The sequence below is a fragment of the Phytopseudomonas dryadis genome (genome assembly GCF_004327355.1).
GTDB classification, from domain to species: domain Bacteria; phylum Pseudomonadota; class Gammaproteobacteria; order Pseudomonadales; family Pseudomonadaceae; genus Aquipseudomonas; species Aquipseudomonas dryadis.
Genome location: NZ_QJUM01000053.1, coordinates 1 through 14,370, shown reverse-complemented (window position 1 = coordinate 14,370; position 14,370 = coordinate 1). Strand labels below are relative to the sequence as shown.

The 14,370-nt window shown below is 65.9% G+C and carries 2 protein-coding genes; both read right to left on the bottom strand.

What is annotated here, in order from left to right; all coding sequences use genetic code 11:
* Positions 1–6,208 (bottom strand): non-ribosomal peptide synthetase (locus DNK34_RS24955; RefSeq protein ID WP_131199542.1); only part of this gene is annotated, 6,208 nt, incomplete at its 3' end.
* Positions 6,209–6,211: 3 nt separating this feature from the next.
* Positions 6,212–14,353, bottom strand: a complete 8,142-nt coding sequence (locus tag DNK34_RS24950) for a non-ribosomal peptide synthetase (protein ID WP_278248897.1) — start codon at positions 14,351–14,353, stop codon at positions 6,212–6,214.
* Positions 14,354–14,370: the final 17 nt, after the last annotated feature.

Here is a 14,370-nt window from a genome sequence, read left to right as displayed (position 1 = left end):
TCACCATCTCCAGGCTACGCTCGGCGGCCACGCCCACCAGCACGTCCTGGCCCACCCCAGAGGCGATCAGGCGGTGCGCCAGACGGTTGGCCCGTATATTGAGCTCGGTATAACTCAGTTGCTGTTCGCCGAATACCAGCGCCGGAGCGTCGGGGGTGGCACGCACGTGCTGCTCGAACAGGCCATGCACGGTCTGCTGCAGGTCGTAGTCGGTAGTGGTGGCGTTGAACGCACCCGCCTGACGTTGCTCCGCCACGGTCAGTACCAGCAATTCACCGAGTGCCGCCGCCGGCGACTGGGTCATTGCCATGACCAGACCGAGCAGTTGCTCGCTGAGACGCTCGACAGCGGTTTCGCCGAAGCGCTCGTGAGCGTAGGCCATGTGCACCACCAGACGGTCGCTCATGCCGATAGTCAGCGACAACGGGAAGTGGGTCTGTTCATGGTTGTCGATGGCACCGAAGCGCAACGGCTCCGGCGCACCGCGCTGCAGCGCCTCGGAAACTGGGTAGTTCTCGAACACTAGCAAGGTGTCGAACAACGCCTGCCCTGCCCGCCCGGCCCACTGCTGGATCTGATACAGCGGCGCATGCTCGTGCTCGCGCAACGCCAAATTGTGGCCCTGCACTGCCTGCAGCCAGTCCCGCACGGTCTGTTCCGGACGCGGGCTGGCGACCACCGCCAGGGTATTGATGAATAGACCGATCTGCCGCTCGATCCCCGGCAGCTCCGGGGGACGACCGGACACAGTAGCACCGAAGGCGACCGTGTCCTGGCCGGTGTACTTCTGCAGCAGCAACAACCAGCCGGCCTGCATCAGGGTGTTGACCGTCACCTTGCACTCACGCGCAAAGGTACCCAAGCGCTCGGTCTGGAGGACATCCAGTGCCCGGCTCAGGTGTCCATGACCCTCGCCACTGCCGGTTCGCGGCAGGCAGTCGGCCAGCAGGCTCGGCGCTTCCAGCGGCGCCAGCGCGTCCTCCCAGAACGCCTGGGTGGCGACGGTATCGCGCCTGCCCAGCCAACCGATGTAGTCGCTAAAGCGGCTGGCCATCGGATCGACCGGTTGCCCGGCATAACGCTGCAAAACCTCACCGAACAGCTGCGAGGCACTCCAGCCATCCATCAATACATGGTGGCTGGTGTAGATCAGATGCCAGGTCTGTCCGTCGACGGGTATCAGCACCAGGCGCAGGCCCGGTGCTTCGGCCAGATCGAAACCACGTTGACGCTGCTCGTCGGCGATCACCTGCAACGCCGCCCCGGTAGTACGCCCGCGCACTTCGAAAGGCACCGGCTGCGCCTTGAGCACTACCTGCAACGGCTGGCTCTGGGGCTCCTGCCAGATGAAGCGGCTGCGTAGGATGTCATGCGCATCCACCGCCCCCTGCCAGGCCCTACGGAAGCGTTCGACATCCAGCCCAGTCACATCGACGCGTAATTGGTTGATGTAATGCCCCGCTGACATATCGAATGCACTGTGGAACAGCATCCCCTGCTGCATGGGCGACAACGGATAGACGTCCTGTATGGTGCGTGGCTGCGTCAGCAATGCATCGATCTGTCCCTGGGCCAGACCCGCCAGTGGCAAGTCGGATGGAGTCAGCCCGCCATTGTCGGCATCGACGCAATGCGCCACCAGCCGCTGCAGTTCCTGGGCATACGCCTGCGCCAGGCCGTTGATAGTAGGTGCATCGAACATCTCCCGGCTGTAGCTCCAACCCAGGGTCAACTCACCTTCGAACACCCGGCCATTGATCGACAGCCAGTTCTCAAGCGGCGCATGGTCGCTCTGGTCGCGACCCTTGTCACCTGCGCAGGGGCGCAGCAGCGCCTGCTCATCAGTGAAGCTGGCATCGAACTGCCCCAAGTAGTTGAAGCTGACCCGCGGTGTAGGCAGCACCGCCAGACGTGCCCGCACCTGTGCCTGGGCAAAGCTCAGCAGGATGCCATAGCCAATACCCTTGGTCGGCACCGCACGCAGTTGCTCCTTGACCTGTTTGATGCAGAGTCCGAGGTCGTCATCGCTCACCAAACGCAGCGGATACAAGCTGGTGAACCAACCGACGGTACGGGTCAGATCCACGCCCTCGAAGAAGTCTTCGCGACCATGCCCCTCCATCTGGATCAGTTGGGCGCCGTGCCCGGTCCAGCGCGCCAGGACACGAATCAGGGCCGCCAGCAATAGGTCGTTGACCTGCGTGCGATAGGCGGCCGGCGCCTCCTGCAGCAGGCGCCGCGTGGTAGCGGCATCAAGGCGGGTCTGCACGGTGTCGACATCGCGATGGTAGAGCGGGCCGCCGCAGCGGCGGCCCGGCAGGTCGTTGCCCACGTCGCGGCCCTGGGCCTCCCAGAAAGCCAGTTCCTCCATGCGCGCCGGCTCCCCAGCGTAGGCCTGCAGGCGCCCGGCCCAACTCTTCAGCGAACTGGTCGGCGCAGGCAGGATCAGCGGCTCACCCGCCTGCAACTGGCCATAGAGCCGTTGCAAGTCCTCGAACAGCACGCGCCAGGACACACCATCGACCACAAGGTGGTGGATGATCAGCAACAGGCGTTGTCCGCCATCGGCCAGGTCGAACAGCGCCGCCCGCATGAGCGTGCCCTGGCCCAGGTCAAGACTGGTCTGCAGGCGTTGTGCATGTGTCTGCAGGGCCTGCTCGTCGGCGACCGCTATCACCTCCAGCAACGGCGTGCCCGTGGCCGGTATGCACTGCGCTACCCAGCCCTGGTCGCCTTCGACGAACTTCACTCGCAGTGCCTCATGCTCACTCACCAGGCGCTGCAGCGCCTGCTCCAGTGCGGTCGGATCCAGCGGCGTACCGGCCTCCAGGAGCACCGACTGGTTCCAGTGGTGGCGGTCACGGCTGACGGTCTCGAAGAAGCGCCGCTGGGCCGGCAGCAAGGCTGCCGTGCCGATCCATGGCTCGCGACGCACGGCCTCGGTGCCGTTCTGCCATTGCGCAACCTGGGCCAGACGTTCCACAGTCTGGTGCAGGAACAGCGCCTTGGGGGTGAAGTGAATGCCGGCCTGGCGGGCACGGCTGACCATCTGGATAGAGACGATCGAATCGCCACCCAGCTCGAAGAAATTGTCGTAAATGCCGACCGTCTCGCGCTTGAGCACGTCCTGCCAGAGGGTTACCAAGGCCTGCTCCATCGCGTTGCCCGGTGCCACCGCTGCCTCCCTTTCCTGCGCCTGGGGCTTGGGCAGGGCACGACGGTCGAGCTTGCCGTTGCGCGTCAGCGGCAACGCCGGTAAAACGATCCAGTGCACCGGCACCATGTAGCTAGGCAAGCGCACCGTCAGGTCGCGGCGCAGCACCTGTAGCGCGGCATCGCTGTCCAGCGCGCCGTCACGCCCCACAAGGTAGGCGGTCAGTTGCACAGTCTGCGCATCACCCAACGGCAGTACCACGGCCTCCGCCACCACGGCGTGGCCACGCAGCAGCGCCTCGATTTCGCCCAGTTCGATACGCAGACCGCGGATCTTCACCTGGTGGTCAAGCCGCCCTAGGTAGTGAAGCGTTTGCATGCGGTCGCGCCGGCATAGATCCCCGGTACGGTACAGGCGTGTGCCGGGCTCGCCGTGGGGGTCGGGCACGAAGCGTTCGGCCGTCAGCCCTGGGCGGTTCAGGTAGCCGCGCGCCAGGGCCTGGCCGCCCAGCAACAGCTCCCCGGGGATGCCGGGCGCCGCCGGTTGCAGGGTCGCCTCCAGCACATGGGCATGAACATTTACTATCGGGCGGCCCAGTGCCACCACCGCTTCCTGCGGAACCTCGTCGATACGAAGGGCGCAGGCATCGATGGTCGCTTCGGTGGGGCCATACAGATTGACCAATTGGCTTTGCGAGCGTGCGCGCCACTGTTCGATCAGCGCCTGCGGCAGGGCTTCGCCACCGCACAGCAGTACCCGCAGGGAGACCAGGCGCGGGTCGCCACTGCCGGGCATCAGCCCCTGCAACAGCGAGGGTGCCATCTGCAGCACGCTTATGCGCTGTGCGGCGACCTCGTCCCACAGCAGCGACAGATCCTCGCTGAGCGCGGCAGAGGCTATCACCAGTTGCGCGCCACTCATCAGCGGAAGCCAGAACTCCCACACCGACGCGTCGAAACCGATCACGGTCTTCTGCAGAATCCGGTCATCGGCCTCAAGGCGCAGATAGTCCTGCATCCAGGCCATGTGGTTACTCAGGCCGCCGTGACGCACGCAGACCCCTTTGGGCTGCCCGGTCGAGCCAGAGGTGTAGATGATGTAGGCCAGGTTGTCCGGTGCCAGTGCCACTGGCTGGCAGGCCACCGGCGTATAGTCGAAACAATCGAGATCCAGCTGCGCCAGACCTTCTGGCACCCGCGCCGCGGTCTGCCCGTCCACCAGTACGCAGCGGGCACCACTGTCGGCCAGCATGAAGAGCAAGCGCTCGCCCGGCAGGCCCGGGTCGAGGGGTACATAGGCACCGCCGGCCTTGAGCACCGCCAGCATCGCCACCGCCCGTTCCATACTTGGGGCCAGCAGTATGGCCACCGGCACATCCGGGCCCACCTGCCACGCCTGCAAATGCGCCGCCAAGGCTTCGGCCTTTTGCTCTAACTGGCGGTAGTTCAGGCTCTGCTCGCCCTGGCGTACGGCGATAAGCTCGGGTGTACGCCACGCCTGTTGGCCCACATGTGCCTGTACCGGCATCCAGGAACCGTGCTCGACCGGCTCGGCTTGGCTCACGGCGATCAAGGTTTGGCGCTGCGTATCGCTCAACAGCGACAATTCGCCCACGGCCATCGCCGGGTCGGCGACGATGGCGGTCAATAGTTGGCGCCAGTGGTCGGCCATCGCCACCACGGTGGCCGGCTCGAACAGGTCGGTGCCGTAGGTCAGTGCGGCCTGCAGGCCCTCGGCGGTTTCCACTGTGTTGAGCACCAGGTCGAACTGTGCGGTGGGCTGATCACGGTGCAGCCCTTCCACGCTGATGCCGGCCAGGCGCGGCCCATTGCGAACCTGGGCTTCGCTCTGGTGGTTGAACATCACTTGGAACAGCGGCGCGTGGCTGAGGTTGCGCTCGGGGTGCAGGGCCTCGACCAGTTGCTCGAATGGCAGATCCTGGTGTGCCTGCGCGGCCAGCGCTGTAGCCTTGACCTGTTGCAGGAAATCGCTGAACGGCAACTGCGCCTGCAAATGCGCCGCATACACCTGAGTATTGACGAAGAAGCCGATCAGGCCGGTGATTTCCTCGCGATTGCGGTTGGCCACCGGTACCCCGACACGGATGTCCGCCTGCCCACTGTAGCGGTGCAGCAGCACCTGGAATGACGCCAGCAGGAGCATGAATGGCGTCACCCCCTCGCGCCTGGCCAGAGCCAGCAGGGCCTCGCCCAGCTGCGGTGTCAGGCTCAGCGGCAGGCGCGCGCCACGGTAGCTCTGCACTGCCGGGCGTGGGTAGTCCAACGGCAGTTGCAACAACGGTGCATCGTGCCCCAGCTGCTCGATCCAGTAGGCTAGTTGGCGGTCACGCTCGCCAGCCTCCATCCAAGTGCGCTGCCAGATGGCGTAGTCGGCGTACTGGATCGGCAACGCTGCCAGGGTGACCTCGCGCCCCTCGCATTGGGCGTCGTACAGGCTGATCAGCTCCTGCACCATTATCTGCATGGACGCCGCGTCGGAGACGATGTGATGCAAGGTGAGCAGCATCACATGATCCTGCTCACCCAACTGCAGCAGGCGCACGCGCAGCAACGGCGGGCGGGCCAGGTCGAAGGGTTGGCGAACCTCATCGTCCATTAGTTGCTCGAGGAATGCCTGGTTGTGTTCGGTCAGCGGGCCGAACGGTTCGACATCGAGCGACCAGGGTTGCGGCGGGTGCACCACTTGGTGCGCCTGACCATCGGCATCCTGCTCGAAGCCGGTGCGCAGGCTGGCATGCCTGGCTATCAGTGCAGCGATGCTGTCGGCGAGCGCAGCCAAGTTCAGCTCGCCGCGCAGGCGCAGCGACATGGGAATGTGATAGGCCGCGCTGTCCGGCTCCAGTTGCCAGAGGAACCACTGGCGTTGCTGGGCATAGGACAGCGGCAACGCCTCGCCCGGCATCTGGCAGGGTGGCACGGGCAGCTGGCGCAGGCTCATGCCCTTTTCCTGCAGCTTGTCGAGGAATGCCCGGCGCTGGGCTTGGGGCAAACGGATGAAGCGCTGAACCAAGGCGATGTTGGAGTGCTCGGTCATGGCTCAGTTCGCCTCCAGCTCGGTCATAAAATCAAACATATCGCTCAGATCCGCCTGCAGATTAGTGTTCATTCGTTGTTCCACCGCCAGGGCATAGGCCTCCAGCGAGCCAGTCTTGAAGATCAAATCCAGCGCGATATCGCAGCCCAGCCGCAGTTGGGCCATGGCGGTGGCTTGGGTGGCGAGCAGCGAATGCCCGCCCAGCTCAAAGAAGTTGTCGTCCAGGCCGATCCGAGCCACGCCCAGCACCTCTTGCCAGATAGAGGCCAGAGTGCGCTGGTGCTCGGCCTGAGGCTCGCGCCAGGCATCGACCTGCAGCCTCTGCTGAGGGTCGGGCAAGGCCTTGCGATCAAGCTTGCCGTTGGGTGTCAGTGGCAGGCTGTCGATCTCGATGACGAAGGCCGGAACCATGTGCTCGGGCAGCTGCTGCTTGAGAGCGGAGCGAATCTGTTGGGCACGCGCAGAGCCCTGGGAATGCGTATCCAGAACCACATAGCCGGTCAGGCGTCGGCCGCTGCCCTCGCCCTGGGCTACCACTGCGCATTCGCGCACACCAGACTGATGCCCCAGGCAGGCCTCGATCTCGCCAAGCTCCACCCGGAAACCCCGGATTTTGACCTGGTAGTCGGAGCGCCCCAGATAGTCGACTACGCCGTCAGGGCGCTGGCGCACCAGGTCTCCGGAGCGGTAAAGGCGGCTACCATCGGCAGCGAACGGATCCGGCACGAAACGCTCGGCGGTCAGCCCGGGGCGCCCCAGATAGCCGCGCGCCACACCGGCGCCGCCCAGGTACAACTCACCAGCCAGGCCTACGGGTACTAGGTGCAGGCCAGGGTCGCACACCAGCACGCTACGCTCGCCCACGCCCAGGCCGATGGGGGCATAGGTAGCACCGCAGTCCTCGCCCGCCGCAGCCTTCCACAGCAGCGGCGTGACCACGGACTCGGTCGGGCCATAGCCATTGATGATCCAGGTCGGCCGCAGTGCCTGCCTAACGCGCTGGTAGCTGGCCTGAGGCACGGCGTCGCCACCGAAACAGTAGACCCGCACAGCCGGTGACTGGCCGTGCTGTTCGGCATGTTCGGCCAGTTGCTGCAGGTACAGCGGCGGGAAGGCCGCTACGCTGACCCCTTCGTCAATCATCGCCTGGTAGGTGCGTTGCGCGGTCCACAGCTGGCCGTCGCGCAACAGCACCCGGGCGCCGTGGGTCAGGCTAGTGAACAGCCGTTCGTGGGCGCCATCGAAGGCGAAAGACATGAAGTGCAGCTCGCAGTCCTCGGTGCTCATCTCGTAGTGTTGGCCAATTGCCCGACAATGCATGGCGAACGGGCCATGGGCAACCGCCACGCCCTTGGGCAGGCCGGTTGAGCCGGAGGTGTAGATCAAATAGGCGAGCTGCGCGGGAGCGATGGCCACCGCCGGTGCATGCCGCGGCAGGGCCTGCAGTTCAAGCTGGTCGAGGTTGATCGCGCGCAGTGCCTCGGCCTGCGGCCAGGTCGCGGCCAGGCGACTGTCGGTCAGCAGCAAGTGCATGCCCGAGTCGGCTATCAGATAGGCCAGGCGCTCGGCCGGGTAGGCGATATCGAGCGGCACATAGGCGCCACCCGCCTTGAGGATGGCCAGCAAGCAGACCACCGTCTCCACGCTGCGCTCCAGGGCCACGCCAACCCGCACTTCCGCGTCGACGCCCTGCTCCCTCAGATAATGGGCAAGCTGGTTGGCACGTCCGTCGAGTTCGACAAAGCTCAGGCGCTGTTCGCCCAGCACCAGCGCTGTGGCCTGTGGCCTGGCGCGCACCTGGATTTCGAAGGCGTGATGGATCGCGCTGAACGGCTGCGGGGCCATACACGAAGCCACACCCGCGGCGAGCAGGTGCGCCTGCTCATCCGCGTCGAGCATGTTCAGTTCATCGATGCGAGTCGACGGAGCGCTGGCCAGCAGTTGCCCGAGCAGCGTCAGGAAACGTCTGGCCAGCGCCTGCACACTGGCTTCGGCGAAACGCTCGCGGGCGAAGCTGAAATGCAGCTCCAACTGCTCGCCGGTATTGACCGCCAGCGCCAGCGGGTAGTTGGACTGTTCGAGGTTGACCACCGGGCCGAAACCGAGCCCGGCCGGGGCGGCCTGCTGCAGCACCTGCGATACTGGATAGTTCTCGAACACCAGCAAAGTATCGAACAGGCTCTGAGCACCCTGCCCAACCCAACGCTGGATCTCGTACAGCGGTGTGTGTTCCTGTTCGCGTAGGCATACGTTCTGCTCCTGCAGTTGCAGCAGCCAGGCCGCCACGGTCTGCTCGGGAGCGACATCGGCGACCACCGGCAAGGTGTTGATGAACAGCCCCAGCTGTTGCTCGATGCCGGGCAGTTGCGCTGGCCGGCCGGCCACGGTGGCACCGAAGGCTACCACGCGCTTGCTGGTGTGACGTTGCAGCAGCAACAGCCAGGCTGCCTGGATCACCGTATTGACTGTGACCTTGCGCTCTCGGGCGAAGCGTTGCAGGTCGGCCATAGCGCCGGCATCCAGGCCACTGCCGACGTGGCCCATGCCTGACTCGCCGACCACCGGTGCGGGGAAGGCACCGCCCAGTTGGGTCGGTTCGTCGAACGCCGCCAGCTGAGCACGCCAGAAGATTTCGCTGGCCTCTCGATCCTGGGCGCCGAGCCAGGCGATGTAGTCGTGGTAGCGGCCGTCGGCCGGGCTGGCATGACCCTGCTCGTAGGCCTGCAGCACCTCGCCTAGCAAACGCGAGCTACTCCAGCCGTCGAGCAGGATGTGGTGATGGGTGTAGATCAGGTGATAGCTGTCGTCGCACCGCTTGACCATCGCCACGCGCAGCAACGGCGCGGTGCCGAGGTCGCGCACCTGCTCCCGCTCTTCGATGGCCAGACGTTCGATGGCCGCGGTGGGATCGTCTTGGTCGCCGTAGTCGAGGATTCGGCATGGCAGCGCCAGTTGACGATGGATCAACTGCAGTGGCCGCTCCAAGCTGCCCTGCCAGGCGAACCCGGCACGCAGCACCTCATGCTCGTCCAGCACCTGCTGCCAGGCCCGCGCCATGCGCTGGGGATCAAGGCCGCTGACATCCACTCGCAACTGGTTGAGATAGTCGTTGCCCTGCTGCTGGTACAGGGTGTGGAACAGCATACCCTGCTGCATGGGCGACAACGGGTAGATATCGACCAGTTGGCTGGCCGCCACCGGCAACTCGTCCAGCTGCGCCTGACTCAGGCCGGCCAGGGGGAAGTCGCTGGGCGTGGCGCTGCGGTTGCCAGGCTCGGCGCAGAAGGCGATCAACCCCTGCAGCTCTTCAATATAGGCCTGGGCCAGTTGCTCGACGGCCTGCGCCTGGAACTGCTCGCGGCTGAAGGTCAGGGCCAGGCCGAGCTCACCCTGGTATACCTGGCCGTTGAGCGTCAGCCAATTACCCAGTGGCGCCTGCTCGCTACGCTCGTGACCACGCGGGTGCCCCACCGGAGTGAAGCCACCGGCGCTGCCTGCCTGACTCTTGTTATCGAGTTGGCCGAGGTAGTTGAAGGTCAACCGCGGCTTGGGCAGCGCCTGCAATTGCTCGCGCAATGGTTCGGCGGCACCGTGCAGCAGAGCGGCGAAGTCCAGGGCATGGGCGCCATGCTCCCGCAGCGCTTCCTTGGTGCGCTTGATGTCACTGGCTAGGTCATCGCTGGCGCGCAGGCGCAACGGTGCCTTGACAGTGAACCAGCCAACGGTGCGGCTGAGATCGATGTCGTCCTGTAACGTTTCACGGCCATGGCCTTCCAGCTCGACCAGCAGATCCGCTTCGCCACTCCAGCGCCGCATGGCACGAACCAGGGCGGTCAGCAGTAGGTCGTTGATCTGCGTACGATAGGCCGCCGGTGCCTCGCTGAGCAAACGTTGGGTCCAGTCGGTATCCAGGCGCACCTGCACGTTCTGGGCATGTACGCTGGCCAGGCTGCCCTCGGGGTTGTGCCACGGCAGCCGGGTGTCGATGCCGGCAAGCCGTGCCTGCCAGTAGCCTGCCCGTTGCCCGGCGTCGACGGCCTGGGCGTGGCCCTCGACACACCGGGCCCAGTCATGCAGGCCGCTGGTTCTGGCCGGCAACACTTGGGCGGGATCGCCCCCTTCACGGTAGAGCAGGGCCAGATCCTCGATCAGCACCCGCCAGGATACCCCGTCCACCACTAGGTGGTGGATCGCTAGAAACAGGCGCTGCCCGCCATTATCCAGGGTGAGCAGTACCCCGCGCAGCAGTTCGCCGCGGGTCAGGTCGAGGCTGCGCTGGGCCTCGTCGGCCAGCGCCTCAAGGGCGTCTTCGGCCTGTGTACCGGCATGTCGCAGCAACGGGCGCCGCGCCCAGCGGGCCTGCAGGGTGGCCAGCGGCTGGAACTCGCCCTGCCAGTGGCCGCTGCTGTCGCTGAAGGCTAGGCGCAACGCATCGTGATGGGCGACCAGTGCCTGCAACGCCGCCTCCAGGCGCTGGCCGTCCACCTCCCGTCCCAGATCCAGCCAGACCGACTGGTTCCAATGTTGTGGCTGGGCGATCGCGGCCTGCAGGAAGGCTTTCTGAATCGGTAGCAGCGGCGTTGTGCCGCTGGCCGGTGCCTGGTCGATCCGGGTTACCGTTCCGGCCAGGGTGGCAACCCGCGCCAACGCCGCGAGGGTCTGGTGCTGGAACAGCTGCCGTGCGCTGAAGTGAATGCCCGCCTGGCGAGCTCGGCTGACCATCTGAATCGATACGATCGAGTCGCCGCCCAGTTCAAAGAAGTTCTGTTCGCGACCGATCGGTGCCACGTTCAGCACCTGCTCCCAGATCGCCGCCAAGCGCATCTCCAGATCACTGACCGGCAGGCTCTGGCTGACCTGCGGCAGGCTCTGCGGCGCTGGCAGCGCCTTGCGGTCGAGTTTACCGTTGGCGGTTATGGGCAGCGCGCCTAGCACCACGATCCGCCACGGCACCATGTAATCCGGCACGCGCCGGGCCAGTTGCGCGCGCCAGTGCTCAGGCAGGTGCTCACCGCTCTGTCCTTCTCTGGCGACCACGTAGGCCACCAGCTGCGGGCCTGAGGCGGTGGCCACGGCCAGCGTTGCCGCTTCGGCCACCCCTTCGAGGGCCAGCAATGCGGCACTGACTTCACCGGGCTCGAGCCGATAGCCACGGATCTTGACCTGCTCATCGACTCGGCCACGGTAGTACAGCGCGCCTTCGCGCCATTGCACCTGATCGCCGGTACGATAAAGGCGCTGTCCGGGCTCTCCGAGCGGGTTCGGCACGAAGCGCTCGGCAGTGGCACCCGGCCGGCCCAGGTAACCGCGGGCCAGGGAGGGCCCGCCCAGGTAAAGCTCGGCCGCCTGCCCGGCCACGGCCAGCGCCAGGCCGGCATCCAGCAGCCAGGCACAGTTGCCGCCAAGTACCTGGCCCAGAGCGACCTGTTCGCTGCCCGGCGCCACCGACCCGGCCAGCACACCAACGGTGGTCTCTGTTGGCCCATAGTGGTTGATCACCTGGCAGTCCGGCGCCAGTGCGCGGATACGGGCCAGCAGGCCGCCGGAAGAGGCCTCACCGCCGAGTATCAGGCAATGCCGCGGCAGCAGAGCGGTAGCGCCATCGCCCTGAAGCAGCGCTGCCAGGTGCGACGGTACGATCTTCAGGGCATCAATGCCATGGGCCTGGAAGTAATCGGCCATGGCTTGGGCATCGGTCGCGGTATGACTGTCGAGTAGGTGCAGCGTGCGCCCGGAGCACAGGGCGCCGAACAGCAAGGTGTAACCAAGGTCGGCGGCGAGCGTTGAGACCATCGCCACCTTGTCCACGGCTCGCCAGGGCAAGTGCGCGAGGATGTTCTCGATGTAGTGCGCCAGGGCACCGTGGCTGACCACCGTACCCTTCGGCTGGCCGGTGGAGCCAGAGGTATGCACCACATAAGCGGCCTGCCCGGCCATTGGCCGTGCGGTGGGCATCCAGTCGGAGGTCGCCGCATCGGTGTCGATCGGCAACCAAGGCGTGCCCTTGGGCAACACGGCCGCCGGGTTCACCGACGCGCTCAACAGCACGCGGATACCACAATCCGTGAACATCTGCCGCTGACGCGGCGCAGGCAGCCCGGGGTCGACCGGCACCAGCACGGCACCAGCCTTGAACGCCGCCAGGAAGGCGACGATGCTATGTACCGATCGCTCGGCCATCAGGCCCACGCACTGCTCGGCGCCCACCCCGCGGGCGCGCAGCCCAGCAGCCAGGCGGTCGCTGCGAACGTGCAGCTCGCGGTAGGATAGCTCGATCCCTTCGGCGACCACAGCCGGCTTGTCCGGTACCCGGGCGACCTCGCGCAGGAACAGTTCGACCACGCTGTCGACCGAAGCCGGCGCGCCAGTGCCCATGGCAGCCTGCTGCAGACGCTGGCGCTCGGCGGGAGCCGGCAGTTCAGCCAGGGCGATTGGCGCGGCTAGCGAGGCCAGCATGGCGTCGAGCATCGCCTGCCAGTGGCCTAGCATGCGCTCGGCGGTAGCGGCGTCGAACAGATCGAGGGCAAAGATCAGCGAGGCCTCCAACTGGTTGCCGACTTCCAGGGTGTTGAGGGTCAGATCGAATTTGCTGTAACGGGTCGGCAGCTCTAGCGCCCGCACCTGCAGGCCGGCGGCCTCGCTCCAGCCCTGTACGTCGGCCGCCACCTGGTGGTTGTGCGCCACCTGGAAGATCGCGCTGCGACTCAGGCTACGCTCCGGCTGCAAGGCTTCTATTAGATCCTCAAAGGGCAGATCCTGGTGGGCCTGGGCCTCGAGCACCCGGCTCCTGACCTGGGCCAGCAGGGCCTCGAAGGTCATCTGCGCGTCGATGTCCACGTCCAGTACCAAGGTGTTGACGAACATGCCCACGATCGCCTCGGTGTCACCGCGATCACGATTGGCCACCGGCGCGCCGACGCGTACCCGCGGCTGGCCACTGTAGCGGTGCAGCAGCGCTTGCAGGGCCGTCAGCAGGATCATGAACAGCGAGGCGCCATGGCTGGCCGCCAGTGCCCGCAGCGCTGCAGTGCGTGGCGCATCCAGTCGCACCTCGACCCGTTCGCCCCGATAGCTCTGCTCGGCCGGGCGTGGACGATCCTGGGGCAATTCCAGCAGAACTGGCTCTGCCCCCAGACGGCTAGTCCAGTAGGCCAGTTGGCGCTCACGCTCACCGCCCTCCAGCCAGTCGCGCTGCCACTGGGCATAGTCGGCGTAGGCCACGCCCAAAGGTTCGAGCGGCGCGGTACGCCCCTCGACCTGCGCACGATAGAGTTCGATCCATTCGCGAGCCAGCAGTTGCACCGACCAGCCGTCGGCGACGATATGGTGCAGCGTCAGCAGCAGCACCGCGTCCTGCTTCGTGCGTATCAGGCTTGCCCGCATCAGCGGGGCCTGGCTCAGCTCGAAGTGCTGCTGCGCCTGCGCCTGTAGCATGGCCGTCAGGTCGTCACCCACGATCGCTTCGAACATCTGCAACTCGACCCGGGCAGTGGCGTCGATCAGTTGACGGGGTTCGCCGAGATGATCGACGAAGTGGGTGCGCAGCGATTCGTGGCGCACCACCAACTGATCCAGGCTGGCCTGCAGTGCAGCGACGTCCAACGCCCCGCTGATGCGCAGAGCCATAGGGATGTGATAAGCACTGCTCTTCGGTTCGAGCTTGGCCATGATCCATTGCCGTTGCTGGGCATGGGAGAGCCGCAAGGGCTGGCCGCGATCGATACGCAACAGGGCCGGCATAGCTTGTGCGGTCGTGCCCCCCAGAGCCTGGCAGAAAGGCTGCAGACGGCTGTAGTCGAACACGGTTCTAAGCGACAGCTCAAGGCCACACGCCTGACGAACTCGGGCCACCATCTGCGCGGCCAGCAGCGAGTGCCCACCCAGTTCGAAGAAGTCGTCATCGAGCCCTACCTGCGTCTGCTCCAGCACGCTCTGCCAGATCTGCGCCACCTGTTGTTCCAACGCCGTGCGCGGGGCACGGTAGGCCTTCTGCGCCGCCTGGGGGCTCGGCAGCTGACGTCGATCCAGCTTGCCGTTGGCGCTCAACGGCAAGGCCTCGAGGAACAACCACTGCCCCGGCACCATGTACTCCGGCAGGCTTCGCGCCAACCGTGCCTTGAGCTCCTCGGCCGTCGCCTCGCCCACCACATAAGCCACCAACT